We start from the raw sequence: 24100 nt of genomic DNA, 5'->3' as shown, positions 1-24100 counted from the left end.
AACCTTTAGCGATTTACTGCAGAAAATTCGCCGTTCCGGCGATGCGCAAAACACCTGGAACACCGCGGAGAGCCTTTCTCGGCCGCACTTCGGCAAACTTTAGGGCTGCCTGCGCGTTGTCTACTTATCCAGCGGCGATGACGATCTTTGTATAACGCGAAAGGCCCGGAAGCGTCGCCGCGCTCCGGGCCTTTCTGTATATCCGGTATATCGCCGATCAGCCGAGCCGGTCGAACAGCGACATCCTCTGCATCTGGGTAAAGATGGTCTGTGCCGCTTTCAGCGCCGACTGTTCCAGCTGGTACTGGGAGATCGCCTGTGCGTAGTCCAGGTCGCGCAGCGAGGACAGGGTGGTCTTCAGGGTCACGTCGTTGGCGGCGCGCAGGTCGGTGGCGTTGTCGATCGCCGCGAGCTGGGCGCCGCCGGCGGCGCGCGCGTCGATCATCTTCGACGAGGCCTGGGTGATGTCGCGCATCGACGACTGCAGGCCGTTCTGCAGCGCTGCCTTGGCGGCCGGGGTGATCGGATCGGTGTTGAGCAGGTTGACCAGGTTGCTGATGGTGGAGAACACGTCCTTGGTGGTCGAGGCGCCGATCTGGAAGCTGTCGCCGGCGGCGGGCGCGCCGTCCACACGCATCTTCAAGCCGGGCAGGCCGATGCTCTCGCCGGCGGCATAGGTGCCGGTGTTGACCACCGCGCCACTGCTGTCGCGCACCTCGTAGGTGGTGGCGGCGGTGAACACGACGCTGTAGCTGCTGCCGTTCCACGCGCTGCCGGAGCCGTCGCGGCTGAAATCCAGCAGCAGGCCGGTGCCGGTGTTGCCGGCGGCCGCATGCGCGTCCACGGTGCCGTCGCCGGTGGGCACGCGCATGAAGATCTCGCTGCCGGGCAGGGTGTCGGAGACCTTGGTGTCCGGTGCCACTTCCACGCTGCGCTGGGTCTGGTTGCCGCTGTAGACCACGTTGCCCGAGACCACGGCGAACGGAGCCGCATCGTCGGCGGTGCCGCCGAACAGGTAGCGGCCGGAGCCGTCGGTGCTGTTGGACAGGCTCAGCAGGCTGTCGTGCAGGGTCTTCAGCTCCGCGGCGATGGCCTTGCGGTCGGGCGTGGTCAGCGCCGAACTATTGGCTTCCACCGTCAGATCCTTGACCCGGGCCATCAGGTCGCCGGCCTGCGCCAGCGAGTTTTCCTGCAGGTTGAGCCGGTTCTGCACGTTGTTGGCGTTGTCGCCGAAGCGCGCCAGCGCGGCCACCGTGCGATCCAGGCTGACCGCGGTGCCCGCGGCGACCGGGTCGTCGGCCGCACTGACGATGCGCTGGCCGGTGGAGAGCTGTTGCTGCAGGTGCGAGATCGTCGCCTGCTTGCCGAGCATGGTGTTGAGCGACTGATTGAAGATCATGCCGCTGGAGATGCGATTGCTCATCGGACCGCGCTCAGGATGGACTGGAACAGGGTGTCGGCGGTGGAGATCAGGCGCGAGGCCGCTTGATAGGCCTGCTGCAGCCGCAACATGTCCGCCGCTTCCTCGTCGAGGTTGACGCCGGACAGCGAGTCGCGCGCGTCCTGGGCGCTGCTCTGGATCACGTCCTGCGCGTCGGCCGCGTACTTGGCCTGGCGCGCCGCCGAGCCGACCGTGGTGGTCAGGCCGGCCACCGCACCGTTGAGGGTGATGGTGCCGCCGTTGAAGGCCTTGGAATCGTCCAGGTTGGACAGCAGCAGGGCGTTGCCGTTGTTGCTCGAGCCGACCCCGGTCGGCCCCACCGCGAAGCTGTCGCCGGCGGACGGGACGCCGTCCATGGTCAGGCTCCAGCCGTTGGCGCTGATGGTCTGGCCGGCGGTGTAGGTCTGCGGCGCGCCGCCGTTGATCGAGTAATGGGTGGAATCGATGAAGGCGATGTTCGCCGGCGTCAGCAGGTTGGCATTGCTGGCGTTGGTCGCGGTGACATTGCTGACCTTGCCGGTGCCCTGGTTGCTGAGGGTGGCGCTGGCCTGGATCGGCGTCGCCGCGGCGATGCGCGATGGGTCGCTGATGGCCACGGACAGCTTGCTGATGGCGTTGGCGGTGGGCTGCAGCAGGAACTTGTCGCCGCTGGCGGCGGTGCCGGAGACCTGCAGGGTCACGCCGTTGACCACGAACGGATCGGCGTTGGTGCCGGAGCCGCTCATCGGGACGCTGGCGCCGGTGTCGGCGCGGCTGGCGCTCCAGGCGGTGCCGTTGTAGGTCAGCAGCAGGTTCTGACCGTCGAGCTTGCTCAGGTCGCTGACGTTGGCGGTGAACGCCGCGGTGCCGGTGTTGGCGCTGTTGCCGTCCACGGTCGGCGCCGGCAGGTTGAAGAAATCGCCGCCCATCTGGCCGTACAGGTCCATGCCGGCGTGGTGCTGCGCGTTGTAGCTGCTGGCCACGCCGGTGGCGATGCGGCCGAGTTCGGCCTTGGTCGGATCCAGGACGTTGCTGCGGAACTCCAGGAAGCCGCCGAGCTGGCCGCCCAGCGCCTTGCTGTTGAGCGGCGTCGAGCCGCCCGGCGTCTTCAGCGCGATCTGCAGCTTTTCCGGCTGGTAGGGATCGGGACTGGTGACCAGCGTCGACGCATTGGTGCCGACCACCATCGCCTGGCCGCCGGAGGTATAGACGTTCATCATCCCGCCGTCCTGCTGGATGACGCTGCCGCCGGTGTAGCCGATGAGCTGGCTGATCATCTGGTCGCGGCGATCGAGCAGGTCCGGTGCGGCGGCATTGGCGTTGGAGCCGATCTGGCCGTTGAGCTTGGCGATCTCGGTGGCCAGGCGGTTGGCTTCGGCGGTGCCGGCCAGCAGACCGTTGTTGACTTCGCTGCCGAGCGAGTCGAGCTGGCCGTTGAGCTGCTTGAAGCGGGTGACCAGCGAATTGCCGGCGTCCAGCAGGTTCTGCCGGTTGGCGCTGGCCGAGGCGTTGGAGGACAGGCCGGTGGTGGCGTCGAAGAAGTTCGACCACTGCCCCGCGATGCTGGTCGCCTTGTCCGAGAACAGCCCGTCGACGCGGCTGGACAGGCTGGAGAGCTGCTTCAGCCGCGCGACTTCGCCGGTGCTGTCGAACAGGCGCGAGATCGCCAACTGGTCGGCGACGCGGGAGACGTCGGTGATCTGGGTGCCGTTGCCGATGAACTCGCTGCCGTACTGGCTCGGGACCGTGGTCGCGAACGTCGTCCGCTGCCGGCTGTAGCCGTCGGTATTGATGTTGGCGACGTTGTGGCTGACCGTGGACAGGGCCCGCTGGAAGGCGAGCAGGGCGCCGGTACCGGTGGAGAGGATGGACATGGGCGGCTACCTCAACGGCGCACGAGGCCGGACGAATCGACGGTGCTGGCCAGCACGCGCTCGATGCCGCCGGCGGCGGCGCTGCCGATCGCGGCGACCGCGCGGCCGATGGTCGGGCCGCCGGCGATGGCGGCGATCTTGGCTGCGTAGGCAGGGTCGGTGGCGTAGCCGGCGCGCTGCAGGCCCTGGGCGAAGCCGCGGATGTCGGTGCCGGCCTTCAGTGCCTGCTGGTAGCGCGGATTGGTCTTCAGCAGGCGCACGTAGTCGGCGAAGCTTTCCGCCGGCGAGGAATAGGCGCGGAAATCGGCGGTCTGCGACTGCTTGACCCCGTCCACGTACTCGTGGGTGCCGGTGGTCACGCGGTCGCCGGTCCAGCCGGTGGCCTTGATCCCGAACAGGTTGTTGGAGCTGGCGCCGTCGCCGCGGGAGATGCCGCGGCGGCCCCAGCCGGTTTCCAGCGCGGCCTGCGCGACCAGGGCGCGCGCGTCCACGCCCAGTTCCTGCGCGGCCTTCTGCGCATGGTTCCAGATCTTGGCGACGAAGCCTTCCGGGGTCCGCTCGCCGAGGCTGGCCGCGGCGGCGTTGGCGGCCGCGGCGGCACTGGGATCGATGGCGGTGCCGCTGTCGGCAGCCGCCTGCACGTTCGACCAGCGGTCGTCGGCACCGGCCCAGGACATGCCGGCGCTGCCGTCGGCCGGGCTGCTGCCGATGGCCTGGTGCATGGCGCTGCTCTCGCGGCCGGCGATCATGTCCAGCACCTGCTGCTGCGGGGAGGCGGTCGCCTCGGCGCCGCTCCACGGGCCGACGCCGGCGCCGGCCGTGGCACCGGCGGCAAGCGCGGCTTCGCCCTGCAGGGGCATCGGGCCGTTGCCGGACTGGCCGGACACCAGCGAATAGGCCTTGGCCGCCTTGGCCGCGTCCAGCGAGGTATTGGTGGGCGTGGCCGCGGCCGACTGCCCGCCGCCCAGCTGCTTGGAGATCATCGCCGCCAGGCCCAGCCCCTTGCCGTCGGTCAGGCCCTTGGCGAGCTGCTGGTCGTACATGTCGCGGAAGGTCTGGTTCTCGCCGGGGAACAGCGAATTGCCGAAACTGGCCTCGCGCATGCTTTTGACCAGCATGTTGGCGAACTGCCCTTCGAGCTGGCGCGAGACCTTGTCGATCTTGGCCGGATCGTTCTGGGTAGAGGCGTGCAGGTCGAAGGGAGCGGCCGAGATACGCATGTCAGATCACCTCCAGCTCCGCGCTCAGGGCACCGGCCTGCTTGAGCGCTTCCAGAATCGCGATCAGGTCGCCAGGCGCGGCGCCGACCTCGTTGACCGCCCGCACGATCTGATCCAGCGAGGTGCCGCCCTCGAACTTGAACATGCGGCTGCCTTCGTTGGTGGCGGTGATGGTGGACTTGGGCGTGGCCACGGTCTGGCCGCCACTCAGCGCATTCGGCTGGCTGACCTGGGTGCCTTCGCTGATGGTCACCGTCAGCGAGCCGTGCGAGATCGCCGCCGGGCTGACCCGGACCTGCGAACCGATCACCACCGTGCCGGTGCGGGCGTTGACCACGACCTTGGCTGCCGCCGCGCCCGGCGACATCTCGACGTTCTCGATCCGTGCCAGCAGGCCGATCCGTGCGCTCTGGTCGGTGGGCGAACGCACCGCCACGGTGGAGCCGTCCACCGCGTGCGCGCTGCCCGGGCCGAAGGTGCTTTCCAGTGCGGAGACCATGCGCGAGACGGTGGTGAAATCGGGCTGATGCAGGTTGAGGGTGATCTCGCCGGTGTTGCCGAACACGTCCGGCAGCGCACGTTCCACCGTCGCGCCGTTGGGGATCAGGCCGACGCTGGGCACGTTCACCGAGATGCGCGAACCGTCCTTGCCCTGCGCGCCGAAGCCGCCGACCACCAGGTTGCCCTGTGCGACCGCATAGACCTGGCCGTCGGCGCCCTTCAGCGGCGCCATCAGCAAGGTGCCGCCGCGCAGCGAGATGGCGTTGCCGATCGAGGAGACGGTGATGTCGATGGTCTGGCCCGGCTTGGCGAACGCCGGCAGCTGTGCGCTGATCGCCACCGCGGCCACGTTCTTCAGCTGCGGATTGACGTTCGACGGCACGTTGACGCCCAACTCGCCGAGCATGTTCTTCAGGCTCTGCACGGTGAAGGGCGCCTGGCTGGTGCGGTCGCCGCTGCCGTCCAGGCCGACCACCAGGCCGTAGCCGACCAGCGCGTTGTTGCGCACGCCGCCGACCTGGGCCAGGTCCTTGATGCGTTCGGCCGCGGCCGGCGCGGCCAGGCCGGCGCACAGGGCGACGGCGGCGAGCAGGCGGCAGGGCAGGGACAGGAGAGTCATGGCGGGCCTCAGTACGGCGAGATGCGCGAGTTGAAGAAGCGGCTCAGCCAGCCCATCGCGTTGGACTGCGCGACCGCGCCGCGGCCGCCGTAGGCGATGCGCGCTTCGGCCACCTTGCTGGAGGGGATGGTGTTGTCCGGGGCGATGTCGGCGGCGCGGACCACGCCCTGCACCTGCACCAGTTCGTCGCCCTGGTTCAGCCGCAGATTCTTCTGGCCCTGGATCACCAGGTTGCCGTTGGGCAGGCGCTGCATCACGGTCACGGTGATGCTGCCCTGCATGGTGTTGCTCTGCGCGGTGTTGCCCTTGCCGGCGAAGCTGCGGTCGCCGCTGGTGGAGTTGTTGAGGATGTTGGTGCCGTTGACGGTGAGCGGCGCGCCCAGCAGGGTCGGCGTGGCCATGGTCACCGCGTCCTTCTTGCTGATGCTGGTGTTGGCGGTGCTGCTGGCGTTGGTGCTTTCGACCAGGGTGATGGTCAGCAGGTCGCCGACGTCGCGGGCGCGGCGGTCGGAGTACAACTGCAGGCCGGGGCCGGCGGCGTAGATCGCACCCGCGGTCGGCTGCGCCTGCGGCGCCATCACCGGCACGATCGGCGCCATCGGCGCGTACGGACGCACGTCGCCGGCGGCCACGCCCAGACCGGCGCAACCGCCGAGCAGGACCGGCAGCAGCAGCGCGGCGGAGAAGGAGAGAGAGGACAGGCGCGACATGGCGGATTCCGGAGGCGAGGGGATCAGACGTTGTTGTTCAGATAGCCGAGCATGGAGTCGGTGGTGGAGATGGCCTTGGCGTTCATCTCGTAGGCGCGCTGGGTTTCGATCATGCTCACCAGCTCTTCCACCACGTTGACGTTGCTGCCTTCCAGCGCACCCTGCGCGATGTTGCCGAGGCCGTTGAGGCCGGGCGTGCCGTTGGTGGCCGGGCCGGAGGCGGCGGTTTCCACGTACAGGTTCTGGCCCTTGGCCTGCAGGCCCGAGGGATTGATGAAGTCGGTCAGGGTCAGCGAGCCGACCTGCAGCGCCGCGGCGGTGCCGGCGACCTGCACGCTGACCGTGCCGTCGTTGCCGATGGTCACCGACTGCGCGCCTTCGGGGATCTGGATGCCCGGCTGGATCGCGTAGCCGCTGTTGGTGACCAATTGGCCCTGCGCGTCGATCTGGAAGCTGCCGTCGCGGGTGTAGGCGGTGGTGCCGTCCGGCATCTGCACTTCGAAGAAGCCGCGGCCGTTGACCATCACGTCCAGGGCGCGGCCGGTCTGCTGCTGGCTGCCCTGCTCGAAATCCTTGGCGGTGGCGACCACGCGCACGCCGGTACCGATCTGCAGGCCCGAGGGCAGCTGCGTCTGCGAGGAGCTGGCGCCGCCGGGCTGCCGCACCTGCTGGTACAGCAGGTCCTCGAAGTTGGCGCGGTCGCGCTTGAAACCGGTGGTGTTGGTGTTGGCCAGGTTGTTGGAGACGACCGACATGCGCGTCTGCTGCGCATCCAGTCCGGTCTTGGCGACCCACAAAGCCTGATTCATGACCCGAGTTCCTCTGATGGTGGCCCCGGCACGACGCGCCGGGGGCGCAGGGAGTGATGCATGTGCCGTGCCAAACCGGCGCCGCTGGCGCCGAGGCTCGTCTTAGCCGTTCAGACGCAGCAGGGTGTTGGCCGACTGCGCGTTCTCGTCGCCGTTCTTGATGACCTTGACCTGCATTTCGAACTGGCGCTGCAACTGGATCATCTGCACCAGCGCGCCGGCGGCATCGACGTTGCTGCCTTCGAGCATGCCGGTGCGCAGCGAGTTACCGGTGGCCGGCGCGAAGGCCTTGGCCGGATCGTCGCTGACGTTGCGCATCAGGCCATCGGGCCTGCGCGTGAGCTGGTCCGCCGGCGCCTGCACCACCTTCAGCGTGGCGATGGTGCTCATCGCGGTGGGGGCTTCGCCCAGCGGCACGATCGACACCGTGCCGTCGTTGCCGATCTCCAGCGACTGGTGCGGCGGAATCGCCACCGGGTTGCCCTGGTCGTCGAGCACCGCATGGCCGCTGGCGGTGACCAGCTGGCCATTCGGGGTCAGCGCCAATTCGCCGCCGCGCGTGTACGCCTCCTTGCCGTCGGAAGACTGCACCGCCAGCCAGCGATCGGCATCCAGCGACAGATCCAGTGGATTGCCGGTCATGTGCTGGGCGCCGACGTCGCGATTGAAGCCCTGGTCGATGTGCAGCGCATCGATCCGCGACGGATAACCGGCGCCAGGAATCCGATAGGCCTCGGTATTGGCCAGCGCCGCCTTGAACCCGGAGGTCTCGACGTTGGCCAGGTTGTGCGACACGGTGGCCTGCGCCTGCAGCGACGCGCGGGCGCCGGTCATGGCGACGTAGAGGGCTTTGTCCATGGGTGTGGGCCGTGATTCGGGAGAAGGGATTCGGGATTCGAAAAAGCGGGGATACCGCAGACGATCGGGGAAGTGGTGGCTTGGGCTGGCACCCGGTCGACGGGCGCCAGCGGCGGCGAATCACCAATCCCGAATCACCAATCCCAGCCTCAACGCATATTGATGATGGTCTGCGTGACCTGATCCTGGGTCGAGATCACCTGCGAGTTCGCCTGGAAGTTGCGCTGGGCCACGATCATGTTGACCAGCTGTTCGGTCAGGTCGACGGTCGAGGATTCCAGCGCGCCGGACTGCACGCTGCCGAAGTCCGAGGTCGCCGGCGAGCCGGTACGGGCCAGGCCCGAGGCCGAGCTTTCCGCCCAGGCGTTGTCGCCGAGCGAACTCAGGCCCTGCGGATTGACGAAGTTGGTCACCGCGATCTGGCCCAGCGCCTTGTCGGCGTTGTTGGAGTAGCGCGCGTAGACGATGCCCTTCTCGTCGATGCTGATCGAGTTGAGCTTGCCGCTGGCATAGCCGTCCTGGGTCGCGCCGCGCAGGGCGAAGGCTTCGCCGTACTGGGTCGATCCGAACACATTCAGGTTCAGCGACAGGGTGCCGGCGCCGGTGCTGGGGGTGAAGGTGCCCAGCGCGATCTTGCCGTCGGCCGGGCTGACCAGCGCGCCGCTGTTGGAGAACTGCAGCGTGCTGGCACCGCCGGCGGCGACGCCGTCCACGTAGTTGTAGACGGTCCACTGGTTGGGCGTGGCGGTCTTGACGAAGTACGAGGTCTGCACGTGGGCCACACCCAGCGAGTCGTACACCGTGGTGCCGCCGCTGGAGTTGTTGTAGCTGTTGGCGTCGTTCGGATCGAATGTGGCCACGGTCGGCGGCTGCGTGTTGCCGGGCAGGGTAAAGGTCAGGTTGACCGTGCTGGTCTGCTTGGGCGGGCTGTCGGTGGTGAGCAGTTGCAGGTCGGTCAGGGTGCCGGCGGCGAAGCCGTTGCCGTTGCTGGCCGGCGGGAACACCTGCAGCCGGCCGCCCTGCGGATTGACCACATAGCCGTTGGCGTCGGTCTGGAAGTTGCCGGCGCGCGAATACACGCGCGCGCCGTTGTTGGAGAGGGTGAAGAAGCCGGAGCCGGAAATGGCCAGGTCCAGGCTGCGCCCGGTCGGATCGATGGTGCCCTGCGAGAACTGCTGGGCGACGTTGCTGACGCGCACGCCCGAACCCACCGCGTTGCGCGCCAGGCCGTAGCCGTTGAGCGTGAACTGGTCGGCGAACTCGGCGCGCGAGCCCTTGAAGCCGGTGGTGTTGGCGTTGGCGATGTTGTTGGCGGTGACGTTGAGGTCGGTATTGGCCGCCCTGAGGCCGGACAGCGATGTATTGAAACCCATGGTGGACTCCTGTGGATTGTCGGCGTGGCGTTAGCTGACGCGGAGGACGTTGGTCAGCGGCGTGGTGCCGAGCCCGGTCAGATCGAGATAGATGCCGTCCGATCCGATGATGGCGCTCTCGACCGGCGCCTGGACGTAGGTGGACAGGGACAGTTGGTTGCCTTGGGCGTCGGTCTGCCCAGCGGTGATGCTGTAGCTGCCGGCCGGCATGCGCTTGCCGCTGGCGTCGGTGCCGTCCCAGGCGAAATCGAGCTGGCCGGCCTTGTCGGCGGTGAGGCTGATCTTCTTGATCGGCTGGCCGGTGGCGTCGCTGACGGTGACGTCGACCACGCCGGCGGCCTTGGCCGCGACCAGACCGCCGGTGCTGCCCTCGGCGCCCAGCGGCAGCGTCGCCGACGGCACCAGCACCTTGTGTCCGATCAGGTTGGCGCCGCGCAGCACCTGGTCGGTGCTCATCGACGAGGACAGCGCGGTGACGGTCTTGTTGAGGTCGCCGATGCCCTGCACGGTGGACAGCTGCGCCATCTGCGCGACCATCTGGCTGTTGTCCATCGGCTTGAGCGGATCCTGGTGCTGCAGCTGCTCGGTCATCAGCTTCAGGAAGTCCGCCTGCTGCAGCGCCTTGTTCTTGGTGGTGCTGGTGTTGGCCGAGGCGCTCAGGCCCAGACTGGAATAGGTGGTGTCGGTGGAGCTGGTGACGCTGGTCATGGAAGCGGTCCTGGGACGTGACGCGGCGGAAGGAGGGCGGATCAGCGGCCCATGGTCAGAGTGGCCAGCGCCAGTTCCTTGGCGGTGTTGAGCACCTCCACGCCGGCCTGGTAGTTGCGCGAGGCGGAGATCAGGTTGACCATCTGCGAGACCGGATCCACATCGGGCGAATAGATGTAGCCCTCGGCGTCGGCGAGCGGATGGCCGGGTTCGTAGCGCTTGATCGGCGGCGCGTTGGTCTGGGCGATTTCCTTGACGTTGACCGAGGTCAGGCTGCTGTCGTGCGGGTTGCGCACCGCCTGGAAGATCGGCTCGATCGGCTTGTAGGCCGCCTCCGCCGAACCGGCCACCGAATCGGCGTTGGACAGGTTGCTGGCGATGGTGCTCATGCGCACCGACTGCGCCTGCAGCGCGGAGCCGGCGACGTCGAAGATCGGCAGGTTGCTCATGCTTATTGGCCCGTGATCGCGGTGAGCATGCTGCGCACCTTGGATTCGAGGAAGCTCAGCGAGGCGCGGTACTCCAGCGCGGCGCGGCCGTAGGCGGCGCGTTCGGCGTCCGGATCGACGGTGTTGCCGTCCATGCTGGGCTGGCTTGCGGCCCGGGTGACCTGGAACGGATTCAGGCCATCGCCGCCGACGGCGATGTGGCGGCTGTCGTCGACCGCGAGCTGGGTGCCTTCGCGCTGTCCCTGCGCGGCACGCATCGCCGCGTCGAAATCCAGGTCCTGGGCCTTGTACCCGGGCGTGTCGACGTTGCTGAGGTTGCTGGCGATCAGCTTCATGCGCTGCTCGCGCAGCGGCAGGGCGTCGCCATGGACGCCGAAGTAGGCTGTGATCGGATTGGACATGGCACGATCCCGCGGTTCGTTGCCGAAACCACAGGCAAGGCGCGTGCCAAAGGCGGGCGCGGAGCCCGGAAGATCAGATGGTCGGTCGCGGGACGCTGGCGGCGTCCGCGCTTTCTATAAAGCGTCAGGCCGGCCGCGTGGCGGGGCGCGGCGCCTGGGCCGTCCGGGTCAGGCGGCGGCCTGGGCGGCCGCGGCGACCACCCGCAGCCGGGTCAGCACGTACTCGGCCAGCTCGTTGGGGCTGTACTTGGCCACGAAGGCATTGGCGCCCACGCGCTCGACCATCGCATTGTTGAACACGCCCGACAGCGAGGTGTGCAACAACACGTACAGGCCTGCCAGGCCGGGATGACGGCGGATTTCCGTCGTCAGCGTGTAGCCGTCCATCGCCGGCATCTCGATGTCCGAGATCACCATGGCGTAGCGCTCGGCCGGATTCTCGCCGGCGGCGTGGATCTGCAAGAGATGGTCCAGGGCCTGGCGGCCGTCCGACAGCAGGGTCGCGCCGACCCCGAGCTGGTCCAGCACGCTGCGGATCTGCTGCCGCGCCACGCGCGAGTCGTCGACCACCAGCACCTGCAGCTGCGGGCCGGTGAGCGCCAGCGACGGGTCCAGGTTGGCCTCGACCCGGGTCTGGGCGATGTCGGCCAGCACGCTTTCCACGTCGATCACCTGGATCAGCTCGCCCTGGAAACGGGTCACCGCGGTCAGGTAGCTGGACTCGGCGCCCAGCTCCGGCGGCGGATGGATGTCCTCCACCGCGATGTTGACGATGCGTTCCACGCCGCTGACCAGGAAGCCCTGGACCGAGCGGTTGAACTCGGTCACCACCAGATAGCCTGGGGCGGTGTCCGCGTTCGGCTCGCGCTCCGGGTGGCCGATGGCCAGGCCCAGGTCGAGCACCGGCACCGAGCGCCCGCGCACGTCGGCGACGCCGGAGAATTGCAGCGGCAGCCCCGGCACCTGGAACAGCTCCGGCCGGCGCAGCACTTCCTGCACCTTGAAGACGTTCACGCCAAAAAGCTGACGACCGCCCAGCCGGAACAGCAGCAGGGCAAGCCGGTTGTGGCCCGCCAAGCGGGTGCGCTGGTCGATTCGGTTGAGAAGGTCATGACTCATGGCGTTCATATCGGCGCCTTCGCGGCGGAACTTGAGGGCGCGGTCCGGATCGGGCGTGCGGTTTGCGGCACGGCCTTTGCATGATGCCGGCGACCTTTCAGAGAGAGACGGCGATGCGCCCGATCCTATTGCTGGTGCTGCTGGCGGCGACGCCGGCCTGGGCTGCGGACTTCCAGTCGGTTGAGTCGATCCGTGCCGCGGCGCTGTCGCTGGCCGGGGCCGACGCCGATGCCGAGGCGACCCTGGACCCCTCGGTGCGGGTGCCGCTGTGCCCGGTGCCGCTGCAGGCCCAGCCGACCGGCACCACGACCGTGGAGGTGAGTTGCCCGCGCGAGACCGGCTGGCGGCTGTTCGTCCCGGTCAAGGTGCGGCGCTTGCAGCACGTCCTGGTGCTGGCGCGCGGCCTGTCCGCTGGAGAAACCATCGGCGCGGCCGATATCGTCCCCGAGAAGCGCGACGCGGCGCGCATCGTCGGCGCCGCGATGACCGAGCCGGAAGCGGCGATCGGCAAGGTGGTGCGGCGAACCCTGCCGGCCGGCACCCTGCTGTCCGCCACCGACCTGGTCGCGCCGCGGCTGGTCCGGCGCGGCGACAATGTGGCGCTGGTGGCACGCAGTGGTGGCCTGGAAGTGCGCATGTCCGGGCGTGCACTGGGCGATGCGGGCGAAAACGAGCGGGTGACCGTCGAAAACCTGTCGTCCAAGCGCATCGTTCAGGGAACTGTGTCACAAAATGGCGACGTTTTAGTGACGCGCTAAGAATCCGGCTAAAGTTCTCCGACGCTGTGCCGTTACCTACACCGAACCCGTAACAGGATGTCCGTCATGACCCAGAAAATTGAAGGGAGTTTGCCGAGCCCGGCCACCCTTCGCACGTCGTCCGTCTCGACCAAGGCCGCCTCCGGCGCGTCCGAGGAAGGCAAGGACCGTGCGGTCGGTGCGGCCGCAGCCACCGATAGCCTGCGCCTGACCGGCGAAGCGTCCGGCCTGCAGACCCTGCAGCGCCAACTGTCGGCCGCGCCGGCAGTGGACAGCAGCCGCGTCGATGCGGTGCGCTCGGCGCTGCAGAACGGCAGCTACAAGATCAACCCCGACGCGATCGCCAGCCGCATGATCGACATGGATCGGCAACTCGGCGCATGAACATGTCCGTGACCAACCCCCTGCAGCAGCTCAGCGACGCGCTCGCCGGCGAGCGCCAGGCGTTGTTGGATCACAACGTGGAAGGCCTCATGCAGGCGACCAGCGCCAAGCTGGCGGCACTGCGCGCACTGGAGGCCGACGTGCCCGCCGGCGCCGAGGCCGAACTGCGGCTGCGTGAGCTGGCCGACGCCAACCGCGCCAACGGCGCGCTGCTGTCGCGGCGCCGACGCGAGGTCAACTGGGCGCTGCGCCACCTCGGCCGCAGCGAGAGCGCGTCCTCCTACGACGCCAACGGCGAGTCCAGCACGCCGCTCTCCCAGCGTCCCCTGGCGGTCGCGTAGGCCGCGGCGCAGTCCCAGTGCGGGACGCGCATCCGCCGGCGGCAACGGCGTATATTGGGCATCCATCGATCGCCCGCCGCCTGTCGTGAATTTCGCCGAAATCAATCCCAACGCATCGCTCGTCCTGCCCGCACGCGAGAACCTGCTCGCCCTGAGCGAACTGCTGTACGAAGGCGTGGTGCTGTTCCGCGCCGACGGCCAGTTGCTGCTCGCCAACAGCGCCGCGCGCCGCCATCTTTCCTCCAGCGCCGACACCGGCGCATTGGCCTCGCATCTGGCGCAGTGGCTGCCGGGCGACGCGCTGTCGCAGGCGCGCAGCAGTGGCCGCTGGAGCGGCAGCCTGCCGACCGAGCAGCACGTGGTGCTGGCGCACCTGTACTTCCACGCCGACGCGGACGGCGGCCATTACCTGATGCTGATCCAGGGCATCGAAGGCCAGCAGGACTACGAACAGGAACTGCAGCAACGCCACGCCGAACTGCGTCAGGCCTACCTGCGCCTCAACGGCGCCCAGGAAAAGCTGCTGCAGTCGGAGAAGATGGCCTCGATCGGCCAGCTCGCCGCCGGCGTCGCCCATGAAATCAATAACCCCATCGGCTACGTCCATTCCAATCTGGGCAGCCTGCAGGAATACCTGCGCAGCCTTTTCACCCTGATCGAAGCCTACGAGCGCGCCCTGCGCGCGCCGGATCCGAAGGCGCTGATCCCGGAGATCGACGACATCCGCAACCGCTTCGACATCGACTTCATCAGCCGCGACCTGCCGCAGCTGATGGCCGAATCGCGCGAAGGCATCGAGCGGGTCACCCGCATCGTCCGCGACCTCAAGGACTTCTCCTATTCCGGCCGCGAGGAGTCGTGGAAGCTGGTGGACCTGCACTCGGGCCTGGAATCCACGATCAACATCATCTGGAACGAGCTCAAGTACAAGGTCACCCTGGAGCGCCACTACGGCAACCTGCCGCTGGTGGAGTGCCTGCCGTCCGAGCTCAACCAGGTGTACATGAACCTGCTGCTCAACGCCGGCCAGGCGATCGGCGAGCGCGGCACCATCGTGGTCAGCACCGGCCAGGACGGCGAGGAGGTGTGGATCGAGTTCAAGGACTCCGGCGCCGGCATTCCGGCGGACCTGCTGCAGCGCATCTTCGACCCGTTCTTCACCACCAAGCCGGTCGGCAGCGGCACCGGCCTGGGCCTGTCGATCTCCTACGGCATCGTCAACAAGCACCACGGCCGCATCGACGTCAGCAGCACCGTCGGCGAGGGTTCGACGTTCCGGATCGTGATTCCGGTTAGGCAGCCGAAGTAGGGGCGGGGATTCGGGATTGGGGATTGGCAAAAGCGGTTTTGCGTTTGCTGTTCCCGTCCGTGCGTGTCAATGAAATGCCGACACCGCGCTTTTACGAATCCCGAATCCCAAATGCCGAATCCCGGCCTTTGAGCGAATCCCGAATCCCCAACGCCGAATCCCGGCCCCTCAGGGCCCCGCATCCCGCCGCTGTTCGTCGTGCGTGCGGAAGGCCTGGCGGATGTGTTCGCGCAGTTCGTCGTCGTTCCAGGGCTTGGTCAGGAAGCGGTAGATCGCGCCGCGGTTGATCGCGTCGGTGACGGTGGCCAGGTCGGTGTAGCCGGACAGGACCAGGCGGATGGTGTCGGGGTAGAGCATCTTCACCCGGCCCAGGAACTCGGTGCCGCTCATGTCGGACATGCGCTGGTCGGACAGGATCACCTGCACGTCGTTGGTGGCGAGCAGGTCGAAGGCGTCGCGGACGTTGCCGGCGGCGAGGATGCGGTAGCCGTCGCGGCGGAACAGCCGCACCAGCGAGCGCAGCACGTTCTCCTCGTCGTCGAGCAGCAGCAGGGTGCGGTCCGGGCGGGTCTCGGTGAACGATTCCGGGCGCAGGTAGCGCCGGCGCAGGGCCATTCCCGCCGCTTCGGCGGACATCGGTTCGCCGAACAGGTAGCCCTGGAAGATGTCGCAGTCGTTGCGGCGCAGGAAGCCGAGCTGCGCCTGCGATTCCACGCCGTTGGCGATCACCACCATGCCCAACTGGTGGCCCATGGCGATGATCGCGCGGGCGATCGCCGCCTCGCGGTTGCCGGCCGGGGCGCTCTTGATGAAGCTGCGGTCGATCTTGAGCTTGTCCACCGGATAGCGCACCAGCGCGCTGAGACTGGAGTCGCCGGTACCGAAGTTGTCCAGGCTCAGGCTGATGCCTTCGCGGCACAGGTTGGCCAGGGTCTCGTGGACGAAGTTGACGTTGTTGGTCAGCGCGCTTTCGTTGATCTCCAGCACCACCATCTGCGGCGGCACCCCGGCCGCCTGCAGCGCCGACATCACTTCGTTGAAGAAGGTCGGGCGCAGCAGCTGCAGGGTGGAGACGTTGACCGCGATGGTGAAGTCGTCGAAGCCCTGGTCGCGCCACAGCCGCGCCTGGCGCAGCGCGCCTTCCATCACCCAGGTGCCGATCTGCACGATCACGCCCAGGCGCTCGGCCGTGCGCATGAAGCGCTCCGGCACCAGGATGCCCAGGGTCGGCGACTGCCAGCGCAGCAGCGATTCCATGCCGACCACGCGGCCGTCGCGGGCGCTGACCATCGGCTGGTAGCGCAGGCGCAGCTCGCCGTTGGGAATGGCGTCGACGATCTGCCGCGAGATGATGCTCTCGCTGTGCGCGCTGGGCGGGCCGTCGGCGGCATACAGGCGCACCAGGTTGCCGCCTTCGCGCGCGGCCTGGTAGACCGCATCCTCGGCGAAGTCGAGCAGGGTCGACAGCCGCGTGGAATGCTCCGGGCACAGGCTCACGCCGATCTTGCCGGTCATGAACAAGGTGTACGGCAGCACCGACAGCGGCAGCTCGATCTGCTGCCGGATCTCCTCGGCGAAGGCTTCCGGCGGCGGCACGTCGGCGGTGCGCGGTACCGCCATCACCAGTTCGTCGCTGCCGTGGCGCCACAGCAGGCCGCGGCCGCGCAGGTGCGCCTGCAGCCGGTGCGCGAGCAGCGCCAGCGCCTGGTCGCCGACCTCCGGGCTCATGTTCTCGTTGATCGAGGCGAAGTGGTCGATGTCGATGTGCAGCAGCATCACCCCAGGCCCACCGGCGAGCGCCTCGGCGATCATGCCGGTCAGGGCGGGATGGCCCGCACCCAGGCGCGACGGCAATTCGTCGTCCACGGGTACGGCGCTGGCGGGATTCCACATCGGCTCAGGTTCCAGGCGGGGGCGACGGTGGTGCCGCGGTGGTGTAGGGCAGGCACAGCGTCACCCGGGTGCCGGCACCGGGGGCGGTGTCGATCTGCAGGGTACCGCCGGCGCTCTGCGCGCGCTCGCGCATCACGATCAGGCCCAGGCCGCGCGGCCCGGCCGGATCGAAACCGTCGCCATCGTCGACCACTTCCAGGCGCAGGCGCTGGCGTTCCTCGTCGCCGAGGGTCATCCGCACTTCGCCGGCGCTGGCGTGGCGCAGCACGTTGGTCAGGCTCTCCTGGGCGATGCGGAAGCAGGCCTGTTCGACCTCGCCGCTGGGGCGCTCGGGCAGGGTGGCGATGTCCAGGTGCAGGCGCACCGGCGACGCGCGGAACAGCATGCCGGCCTGCCAGCGCAGCGCCGCTTCCAGGCCCAGCGCGTCCAGTTGCGGCGGCCGCAGCAGCGTGGACAGGTTGCGCAGCTTGGTGATGCTGCTGTCGGCCAGGCTCACGATCTCGCTCAGGTCCTCGCGGCGGCGCTCGGCGTCGGTCTCGTCCAGCGCCGCGTGCGCCGACAGCTTCATCGCGGTGATCGCCTGGCCGATGTCGTCGTGCAGGTCGCGCGAGATCGCGCGGCGCTCGTCTTCCTGCAGCGAGAACAGGCGTCGGGCCATCGCCTGCAGTTCGCGGTTGCTCTGCGCCAGCGCGTCGCGCATGCGTTCCGGTTCGCTGAGGTCGCGCACGATCAGCAGCTTGCAGTCGCGGCCGCTGTAGCGAACGTTGCCGAACGACAGCCCGGCATGGAACAGCGAGCCGTCGCGGCGGCACATGCGTGCGGTGGCGCCGCGTTCGCCCTTGGCCCCGGCCGCGCCCATCCGTTGCCGTACCAGCGCCAGGTCGGCGCTGTCGACCAGGCCCTGCAGCGGCTCGCCGAGCAGGTTCTCGCCCTCGAAGCCGAACTGCCCGGCGCAGGCGGCGTTGGCGTACAGCACGTGTTCCTGGTGCAGGATCGCCACGCCGTCCGGCAGCACCCGCACCAGTTCGCGGAACTGCTCCTCGCGCTCGTGCAGCAGGCGCCGCGAGCGCTCGTGCTCGGTCACGTCCTGCAGGGTGCCGTGCACGCAGGCGCCGCCTGCGTCGTCGCTGGACGATTCGGCGCGCAGGTGCAGCATGCGCGCCTGGCCGTCGGCGGCCAGCACCGGCAGCAGCATGTCCAGTTGCAGCGGCGCGCTGCCGCACAGGTCCTCGATCACCCGCTGGATGCGCGCCTGCGACGCCACGTCGGGCGGCACCAGCAGCTCTTCCAGGCGGTGCTGGCGCGCCTGGTCCGGCACGCGCCGGCCCAGCATCCGGTAGACCTGCTCGGAATAGCTGCCCAGGCCGCTGGCCCGGTCCAGTTGCCAGGAGCCCAGCCGCGCGATCGACTGCGCCTCCTGCAGGTGCCGCAGGGCCTGGTCGCGGCGGCGCTGCGCGTCGTACTCGGCGCTGCGGTCGCTGATCACCACCAGCCGCGCCTGCCGGCCGTGGTAGTCCAGGCTGGTGCTGCGCGCCTCGGCCATGCACTGGCTGCCGTCGCGCAGGCGTAGCGGCTCGGCCACCACGCAGGTCTTGGACGGGGTCTGCCGGATCGTCTCGATCACCTCGGCCAGGCGGGCGCTGGCGCTGGGCGGCCACAGCCGCGCCAATTCCAGGCCGACGAACTCGTCGTGCGACCAGCCGAAGAAGGCGACCGCCGCGGGGTTCACGTCGAGGATGCGCAGGCTTTCCAGGTCGTAGACCAGCATCGGGCTGGGATTGGCGTGGAACATCTGCCGGTAGCCGGCCTCCGACAGCGCCAGCCGGGTGTGCGCCTGCACCGCGGCGCGCACCAGCGGGCGCAGCAGGTAGTACAGGGCGATCGCGGTCAGGGCCAGGAACAGGGCGTCGTTGACCAGCTGCAGGACGATCAACGTGCGGGGATCGTCTACGAAATGCGCCAAAACCAGGTCGCTGCCGATCGACAGCGCCAGTCCCAGCAGCACGTACAGCAGCACCACTCGCCAGATGCCGCGGTCCAGGCGCTGCGCCAGGCGCATGCCGGAGGTCGCCTGATTGGGCAGGGAGCTGTCGCGTTGTGGTTGCATGCCCCGGCAGCCTGCTGCGGTGGTCCGTGTCCGGCGGACATCTTAGCCGCTGACGGCCGCCGCGGCCCATGGTCGGGCGGTGCGGGCGCTCAATTAATGCCGCCGGGTGCCGTTATCACCTTCGACCGCTGGCCTTCAGGGCGGCGAAACGGAGCATCTCGGCGTGGATCAAGGCGTCATCGCAAGCTTGCTGCAGCACCCGCTCACCTCGGCGCTCGTCCTGTTGGACGCCGATGGCAGGCCGCTGGCGGCGAACCGGGCAGCGCAGGCACTGGAGCTGCCGCGCACCGTGGAGGCGTACGCCGAGCTGTTGCGTGCGGCCCGCGAGCGCCTGCTCGGCGGCGAGACCATGCTGGCCTGCGCCTTGCCCGGCACCGCCGGGCGACGCCTGGACGGCTGGCTGCGCGCGGTGCGCGACGACAGCGGCGGCCTGCTGGCCTATACCCTCAGCGTGCCCGAACCGGTCGGCAGCGACGGCGCCACCCGCTGGGAGATCGCCCTGGACAGCGCCGAGCACGGGCTGTGGGACTGGGACATTCCCAGCGACACCATCTTCCGCTCCGAGCGCTGGAAGCGGATGCTCGGCTACGCCGGCGATGCCCCGGCCGACGGCCTGAACGCGCTGCTGCCGCTGGTTCACAGCGACGACCAGGAGCGCCTGCGCCAGGCGATCCGCGCGCATTTCGAAGGCCGCACCGAAACCTACATGTGCGAGTTCCGCCTGCGCCGGCAGGACGGGCAGTGGCACTGGATCCTGGACCGCGGCCGCATCGTCGCCCGCACCGCCGACGGCAGTCCGCTGCGCATGATCGGCACGCACACCGACATCCACGAGCAGAAGCTGCTCGAGCAGCGCCTGCGCGACCAGCAGACCCTGCTGCGCGAGGCGCAGCGCATGACCCGTATGGGCAGCTGGTCCTGGGATCCGCTGCGCGACCGGGTGTGGTGCTCGCGCGAGTTCCTGCGCGTCACCGGGCTGGACGAACAGCAGGCGCCGAGCAGCCGCGGCTGGCTGCGCCTGCTCAGCCGCGATTCGATGGCGCAGCTGATCTCGGTCTGGCGGCGCATGGCCCGCGAGGCCAAGCCGGCCAACTTCGAGGTCGAGCTGGTGTGCGGCAGCGAGTCGCCGCTGCACCTGCGGGTGTGGGCGCAGCCGCAGGTCGAGGCCGACGGCCGCATCCAGCGCGTGCTCGGCCAGGTGCAGAACATCACCGAGCAGCGCCAGACCGACGCCCTGATCCGCTGGCGCACCGAACTGCTCAACCGGGTCTCGGCGCTGGGCAAGATCGGCGGCTGCGAGATCGAGGTCGGCACCCGGCGAATGCAGTGGACCGAGGAGTGCTACCGCATCCATGGCCTGCGCAAGGAGGCCATCGATCTGGACCACGCGCTGGCGTTGTACACCCAGGACTCGCGCGATGCGTTCGAGTCGGCGCTGGTGCGCATCACCGAGGGCGGCCTGCCGGAGCAACTGGACCTGTGCTTCCACCGCCCGTCCGGGCAGCGCATCTGGGTGCAGGTGCTGATCGAACTGGACGAGCGCGACGGCCTGCCGCCGCGCTTCGTGGTGCTGTTCCGCGACATCACCCGCGAACGCGAGGCCAGCGAGCGCATCGAGCTGCTGGCCCACTACGACCTGCTGACCGGCCTGCCGAACCGGCAGCTGCTGCGCGAGCAGGCCGAGAAGGCGATGCACGAGGCGGTGGAGCGCGGCACCACGCTGGCGATGCTGTTCGTCGACCTGGACGGCTTCAAGAGCATCAACGATTCCTTCGGCCACGCCACCGGCGACGCGCTGCTGAAGCTGGCGGCCACGCGCATGCATCAGCAGCTGCGCACCAGCGACCTGTTCGGCCGCTTCAGCGGCGACGAGTTCGTGGTGGTGTTGCGCGATCTGGCCGAGCCCGGTGACGCCGGGCACGTGGCGCGCAAGCTGATCGCGGCGCTGGCCGAACCGCTGCACAGCGGCGAGAACGTGATCAAGATCGGCGCCAGCATCGGCATCGCGCTGATGGAGGAGGGGCGCCAGGACTTCGACGGCCTGCTGCGCGCCGCCGACGCGGCGATGTACGCGGCCAAGGAGTCCGGACGCAACACCTGCCATTACTACAGCCAGGACGTGCTGCTGCGCGCGCAGCGGCGCCTGGAGATCGAGCATGCGCTGCATGGCGCGCTGGACCGCGAGGAGTTCTCGCTGGTGTACCAGCCGCTGGTGCATGCGGCGGGCGAGCGCGCGCCGGCGGTGGAAGCGCTGTTGCGCTGGCACCGCCCCGGCCACGGCCATTGCAACCCGGCCGAGTTCATTCCGATCGCCGAGGAATGCGGCGAGATCGTGCGCCTGGGCGACTGGGTGATCGGCGAGGCCTGCCGTCAGGCCGCGGCCTGGGATGCGGCGGGGCTGAGCTTCGACCGGGTTTCGGTGAACGTCTCGGCGATGCAGTTGCGCGACCGCGGCTTCGCCGAACGGGTCATCGAGCTGTGCCAGCGCAATGGCTGGTCGCCGAAGCGGCTGGAGCTGGAGCTGACCGAGTCGGCGCTGATCCGCGACAGCGAATCGCTGCGCCGCTGCTTCGAACTGTTCGAGCAGGAAGGCGTGCTGCTGGCGGTCGACGACTTCGGCACCGGCTTCTCCAACCTGCATTACCTCAATCGCTTCCCGGTGCAGCGCCTGAAGATCGACCGCAGCTTCGTGCAGGACATGCTGCACGACAGCGGCACCGCCAAGGTCACCCAGGCGATCGTGCAGCTCGGTCACGCGCTGGGCATGCAGGTGGTGGCCGAGGGCGTGGAAACGGTGCAGGAAGAGGCCTTGCTGCGCGAGCAGGGCTGCGACGAGATCCAGGGCTATCTGCACTCGCGGCCGTTGCCGCCACGCGAGCTGGCCGCCTGGTTGCGCGCGCGCCAGCAGGTGGCGCCGGCCACACACCCGCGGCTGGTGCTGGCTGCGCAGTGAATGTGCGGCGCCGCGTGCGCCGCACGGGTTTGCGGCGACGCAGCAGCTGGCTATACTGCGCGCGCCCATCGTTTTCCGGCCAGAGGCCACCTTCCTTGGACAGTCATCCTAGACCGACGCTGCAGCGACAGAGCTGACAGGACCGCCACGGTCTGGGTCGTCCCAGATGGGTCCCGTCCGCTCAGGACGGGATCGTTCGCCAGCCCCGCGCGGCTGGCCTTGATTCCGAGAATGCGCAAGCCCGATCCGCGAGGACTCCGAGCGTAGCCCCTGGCGTTCCCCATCGTCGGAGCCGCCCATGCGCCTGCCATCGCCATCGTCCCTGATTCGTTCGCCGCTGCGCGGTTGCGTCGCGTGGCGACGGCGTACGTGCACCGCATTGTCTGGGGACACCCGCGCGGCCGGCAGCGGCTGACGCACGGCGTACATCTTCCCCGGTCACACTGGGCGGTCCGCTTCGCGACCCGCGCCAGCGTCCTTTTTCCTGCGGCGTTCGCTGCCGCTCCTGCCGGATCTTCCCATGCTGCCATTCGCCCGCGACCGCTCCGCGCCCGGACAGCTCGCCGCACGCCCCGGCGTGCTGCCCAACCTGCACGATCTTGCGGTGTTCGCGCTGCTGCTGGGCCTGGGTGCGTTGCTGCTGCACGGCGCATCCGACATGCGCGCGCCGCTGCCGCCGGCCGGCACCGCCGCCGTGTCGCTGGATCTGTGGCAGCTCCCCGAATACGGCCTGCGCACCACCTTGCGCATGTTCGCGGCGATGGCCGCCTCGCTGGTGTTCACCTTCGTGGTGGCGACCCTGGCCGCCAAGAGCCGGCGCGCCGAGCGAGTGATCGTGCCGGCGCTGGACATCCTGCAGTCGGTGCCGGTGCTGGGCTTCCTCACCTTCACCGTGACCTTCTTCCTGGGCCTGTTCCCCGGCCGGCAGATCGGCGCCGAACTGGCTTCGATCTTCGCCATCTTCACCAGCCAGGCCTGGAACATGGCGTTCTCGTTCTACCAGTCGCTGCGCAACGTGCCGCGCGACCTGGACGAGGTGTCGCGCGGTTTCGGGCTCAGCGCCTGGCAGCGTTTCTGGCGACTGGAGGCGCCGTACGCCACGCCCTCGCTGATCTGGAACATGATGATGTCCATGTCCGGCGGCTGGTTCTTCGTGGTCGCGTCCGAGGCGATCAGCGTCGGCGACCACACCCTGGAATTGCCCGGCATCGGCTCGTACCTGGCGCTGGCGATCGCGCAGCGCAACTTCGCCGCGGTCGGCTGGGCGGTGGTGGCGATGGCGGTGCTGATCGCACTGTACGACCAGTTGCTGTTCCGCCCGATCGTGGCCTGGTCGGACAAGTTCCGCGCCGAACTCACCGCCTCGCAGGACAAGCCGCAGTCGTGGCTGTACGACCTGCTGCGGCGCACGCGCCTGGCCAAGCGCCTGGTCGCGCCGCTGGCCTGGGTCTGGCAGCGCGCCATGCTGGTGCGCTGGGCGCCGCGGCAGCAGCCGCAGCCGGTGGCGGCGCCGCGCGCGCCTGGCCGCAACGGGGTGTGGGGCGATCGGCTGTGGAGCGCGGCGCTGGCCCTGGCCGGTGCGGCCGCGGCGTGGTTCGCCTACGACTACGGCCGCCGCCACCTGGGCCTGCACGATCTGGCCGAGGCCTTCGGCGGCGGCCTGGCCACGCTGCTGCGGGTGGTGGTGCTGATCGCCCTGGCCAGCGTGGTGTGGGTGCCGATCGGGGTGTGGATCGGGCTGCGCCCGAAGGTGGCGCAGCGGGTTCAGCCGCTGGCGCAGTTCCTCGCCGCGTTCCCCGCCAATGTGCTGTTCCCGTTCGCGGTGCTGGCCATCGTCAGCACCGGCGCCGATCCCAACATCTGGCTGTCGCCGCTGATGATCCTCGGCACCCAGTGGTACATCCTGTTCAACGTGATCGCCGGCGCCAGCGCGTTCCCCACCGATCTGCGCGAGGCCGCCACCATCTATCACCTGCGCTCGTGGACCTGGTGGCGACGGGTGATCCTGCCCGGGATCTTCCCGTACTACATCACCGGTGCGCTGACCGCGTCAGGCGGTTCCTGGAACGCCAGCATCGTGGCCGAACTGGCCAGCTGGGGCCACACCCAGGTGCAGGCCTACGGTCTCGGTGCCTACATCGCCCGCGCCACCGCCGCTGGCGACGGCCCGCGGGTGCTGCTCGGGGTGGCGGTGATGTCGCTGTTCGTGACCCTCTTCAACCGTGCGGTGTGGCGACGTCTGTACGTCTTCGCCGAACGCCGCCTGCGTTTCGACTGATTCCTGGAGACCGACC

General features: G+C 69.0%; 20 protein-coding genes. 6 read left to right on the top strand and 14 right to left on the bottom strand.

The genetic code is table 11. The features are described 5' to 3' along the window. Positions 1-217: 217 nt before the first annotated feature. The 12 genes from flgL to AC1PMG_RS11095 all read right to left on the bottom strand — a co-directional run bounded on the left by flgL (position 218) and on the right by AC1PMG_RS11095 (position 12061). Positions 218-1423, bottom strand: coding sequence for a flagellar hook-associated protein FlgL (gene flgL / locus AC1PMG_RS11150; RefSeq protein ID WP_481108932.1), 1206 nt, complete (start codon positions 1421-1423; stop codon positions 218-220). Then, positions 1420-3294, bottom strand: a complete 1875-nt coding sequence (flgK, locus tag AC1PMG_RS11145) for a flagellar hook-associated protein FlgK (protein WP_481108931.1) — start codon at positions 3292-3294, stop codon at positions 1420-1422. Before flgK ends, flgL begins: the two co-directional genes overlap by 4 nt. Before the next feature lie 11 nt (positions 3295-3305). Then, the gene (gene flgJ, locus AC1PMG_RS11140; RefSeq protein WP_481108930.1) at positions 3306-4514 is read right to left on the bottom strand and encodes a flagellar assembly peptidoglycan hydrolase FlgJ; all 1209 of its coding nucleotides are present in this window, start codon (positions 4512-4514) and stop codon (positions 3306-3308) included. A 1-nt stretch (position 4515) separates the two neighbouring features. Next, the gene (locus tag AC1PMG_RS11135; RefSeq protein ID WP_342072710.1) at positions 4516-5634 is read right to left on the bottom strand and encodes a flagellar basal body P-ring protein FlgI; all 1119 of its coding nucleotides are present in this window, start codon (positions 5632-5634) and stop codon (positions 4516-4518) included. An 8-nt stretch (positions 5635-5642) separates the two neighbouring features. Then, complete coding sequence (gene flgH / locus AC1PMG_RS11130; protein ID WP_017908575.1) at positions 5643-6344, bottom strand: flagellar basal body L-ring protein FlgH; 702 nt, start codon at positions 6342-6344, stop codon at positions 5643-5645. 23 nt (positions 6345-6367) lie between these two features. Next, entirely contained in the window at positions 6368-7153 is a 786-nt protein-coding gene (flgG, locus tag AC1PMG_RS11125) for a flagellar basal-body rod protein FlgG (RefSeq protein ID WP_160967501.1), read from the bottom strand. Positions 7154-7255: 102 nt separating this feature from the next. Beyond that, the gene (locus tag AC1PMG_RS11120; protein ID WP_342072711.1) at positions 7256-8011 is read right to left on the bottom strand and encodes a flagellar basal body rod protein FlgF; all 756 of its coding nucleotides are present in this window, start codon (positions 8009-8011) and stop codon (positions 7256-7258) included. A gap of 149 nt (positions 8012-8160) precedes the next feature. Next, entirely contained in the window at positions 8161-9384 is a 1224-nt protein-coding gene (gene flgE, locus AC1PMG_RS11115; RefSeq protein ID WP_481108929.1) for a flagellar hook protein FlgE, read from the bottom strand. Between the two features lie 30 nt (positions 9385-9414). Then, positions 9415-10092, bottom strand: coding sequence for a flagellar hook capping FlgD N-terminal domain-containing protein (locus AC1PMG_RS11110; RefSeq protein WP_342072713.1), 678 nt, complete (start codon positions 10090-10092; stop codon positions 9415-9417). Positions 10093-10133: 41 nt separating this feature from the next. Then, complete coding sequence (gene flgC / locus AC1PMG_RS11105; protein ID WP_017908570.1) at positions 10134-10541, bottom strand: flagellar basal body rod protein FlgC; 408 nt, start codon at positions 10539-10541, stop codon at positions 10134-10136. 2 nt (positions 10542-10543) lie between these two features. Next, the gene (flgB, locus tag AC1PMG_RS11100) at positions 10544-10942 is read right to left on the bottom strand and encodes a flagellar basal body rod protein FlgB (RefSeq protein WP_017912875.1); all 399 of its coding nucleotides are present in this window, start codon (positions 10940-10942) and stop codon (positions 10544-10546) included. Positions 10943-11110: 168 nt separating this feature from the next. Continuing rightward, positions 11111-12061, bottom strand: coding sequence for a chemotaxis protein (locus AC1PMG_RS11095; RefSeq protein ID WP_026143352.1), 951 nt, complete (start codon positions 12059-12061; stop codon positions 11111-11113). A 113-nt stretch (positions 12062-12174) separates the two neighbouring features. On the opposite strand from AC1PMG_RS11095, the gene flgA reads away from it, so the two are divergent. From flgA to AC1PMG_RS11075, 4 genes are all read left to right on the top strand, one after another. After that, positions 12175-12819, top strand: a complete 645-nt coding sequence (flgA, locus tag AC1PMG_RS11090) for a flagellar basal body P-ring formation chaperone FlgA (protein WP_481108928.1) — start codon at positions 12175-12177, stop codon at positions 12817-12819. Positions 12820-12885: 66 nt separating this feature from the next. Then, positions 12886-13203, top strand: coding sequence for a flagellar biosynthesis anti-sigma factor FlgM (flgM, locus tag AC1PMG_RS11085; RefSeq protein WP_048489805.1), 318 nt, complete (start codon positions 12886-12888; stop codon positions 13201-13203). A 2-nt stretch (positions 13204-13205) separates the two neighbouring features. Beyond that, positions 13206-13544, top strand: coding sequence for a flagella protein (locus tag AC1PMG_RS11080; RefSeq protein WP_026143350.1), 339 nt, complete (start codon positions 13206-13208; stop codon positions 13542-13544). 124 nt (positions 13545-13668) lie between these two features. Further along, entirely contained in the window at positions 13669-14853 is a 1185-nt protein-coding gene (locus AC1PMG_RS11075) for an ATP-binding protein (protein ID WP_407136534.1), read from the top strand. A gap of 168 nt (positions 14854-15021) precedes the next feature. Here the strand turns inward: AC1PMG_RS11075 and AC1PMG_RS11070 are convergent, their stop codons facing one another. After that, positions 15022-16746 carry an EAL domain-containing protein gene (locus AC1PMG_RS11070; protein WP_010341742.1) on the bottom strand — a complete coding sequence of 575 codons (1725 nt, stop codon included), beginning with the start codon at positions 16744-16746 and terminating at the stop codon, positions 15022-15024. 4 nt (positions 16747-16750) lie between these two features. Beyond that, on the bottom strand, positions 16751-18853 hold the full coding sequence (locus tag AC1PMG_RS11065) for a PAS domain-containing sensor histidine kinase (RefSeq protein WP_342072715.1): 2103 nt from the start codon (positions 18851-18853) through the stop codon (positions 16751-16753). Positions 18854-19016: 163 nt separating this feature from the next. Between AC1PMG_RS11065 and AC1PMG_RS11060 the strand changes: the two genes are divergently transcribed. Both AC1PMG_RS11060 and AC1PMG_RS11055 read left to right on the top strand, forming a co-directional pair. Beyond that, positions 19017-21806 carry a sensor domain-containing protein gene (locus AC1PMG_RS11060; protein ID WP_481108927.1) on the top strand — a complete coding sequence of 930 codons (2790 nt, stop codon included), beginning with the start codon at positions 19017-19019 and terminating at the stop codon, positions 21804-21806. A gap of 520 nt (positions 21807-22326) precedes the next feature. Next, positions 22327-24084, top strand: a complete 1758-nt coding sequence (locus AC1PMG_RS11055; RefSeq protein ID WP_481108926.1) for an ABC transporter permease — start codon at positions 22327-22329, stop codon at positions 24082-24084. The last annotated feature ends 16 nt before the right edge of the window (positions 24085-24100 follow it).

This window comes from Xanthomonas sp. NCPPB 2250 (genome assembly GCF_056725265.1).
The sequence above is the reverse complement of the archived record's forward strand: the minus strand, read 5'-3'. Positions and strand labels throughout refer to the sequence as shown.

What these genes read in the sequence shown, in the direction of transcription:
- flgL (WP_481108932.1), bottom strand. Translation starts at nt 1,423, where the DNA reads ATGAGCAATCGCATCTCCAGCGGCATGATCTTCAATCAGTCGCTCAAC.
- flgK (WP_481108931.1), bottom strand. Translation starts at nt 3,294, where the DNA reads ATGTCCATCCTCTCCACCGGTACCGGCGCCCTGCTCGCCTTCCAGCGG.
- flgJ (WP_481108930.1), bottom strand. Translation starts at nt 4,514, where the DNA reads ATGCGTATCTCGGCCGCTCCCTTCGACCTGCACGCCTCTACCCAGAAC.
- AC1PMG_RS11135 (WP_342072710.1), bottom strand. Translation starts at nt 5,634, where the DNA reads ATGACTCTCCTGTCCCTGCCCTGCCGCCTGCTCGCCGCCGTCGCCCTG.
- flgH (WP_017908575.1), bottom strand. Translation starts at nt 6,344, where the DNA reads ATGTCGCGCCTGTCCTCTCTCTCCTTCTCCGCCGCGCTGCTGCTGCCG.
- flgG (WP_160967501.1), bottom strand. Translation starts at nt 7,153, where the DNA reads ATGAATCAGGCTTTGTGGGTCGCCAAGACCGGACTGGATGCGCAGCAG.
- AC1PMG_RS11120 (WP_342072711.1), bottom strand. Translation starts at nt 8,011, where the DNA reads ATGGACAAAGCCCTCTACGTCGCCATGACCGGCGCCCGCGCGTCGCTG.
- flgE (WP_481108929.1), bottom strand. Translation starts at nt 9,384, where the DNA reads ATGGGTTTCAATACATCGCTGTCCGGCCTCAGGGCGGCCAATACCGAC.
- AC1PMG_RS11110 (WP_342072713.1), bottom strand. Translation starts at nt 10,092, where the DNA reads ATGACCAGCGTCACCAGCTCCACCGACACCACCTATTCCAGTCTGGGC.
- flgC (WP_017908570.1), bottom strand. Translation starts at nt 10,541, where the DNA reads ATGAGCAACCTGCCGATCTTCGACGTCGCCGGCTCCGCGCTGCAGGCG.
- flgB (WP_017912875.1), bottom strand. Translation starts at nt 10,942, where the DNA reads ATGTCCAATCCGATCACAGCCTACTTCGGCGTCCATGGCGACGCCCTG.
- AC1PMG_RS11095 (WP_026143352.1), bottom strand. Translation starts at nt 12,061, where the DNA reads ATGAGTCATGACCTTCTCAACCGAATCGACCAGCGCACCCGCTTGGCG.
- flgA (WP_481108928.1), top strand. Translation starts at nt 12,175, where the DNA reads ATGCGCCCGATCCTATTGCTGGTGCTGCTGGCGGCGACGCCGGCCTGG.
- flgM (WP_048489805.1), top strand. Translation starts at nt 12,886, where the DNA reads ATGACCCAGAAAATTGAAGGGAGTTTGCCGAGCCCGGCCACCCTTCGC.
- AC1PMG_RS11080 (WP_026143350.1), top strand. Translation starts at nt 13,206, where the DNA reads ATGTCCGTGACCAACCCCCTGCAGCAGCTCAGCGACGCGCTCGCCGGC.
- AC1PMG_RS11070 (WP_010341742.1), bottom strand. Translation starts at nt 16,746, where the DNA reads ATGTGGAATCCCGCCAGCGCCGTACCCGTGGACGACGAATTGCCGTCG.
- AC1PMG_RS11065 (WP_342072715.1), bottom strand. Translation starts at nt 18,853, where the DNA reads ATGCAACCACAACGCGACAGCTCCCTGCCCAATCAGGCGACCTCCGGC.
- AC1PMG_RS11055 (WP_481108926.1), top strand. Translation starts at nt 22,327, where the DNA reads ATGCTGCCATTCGCCCGCGACCGCTCCGCGCCCGGACAGCTCGCCGCA.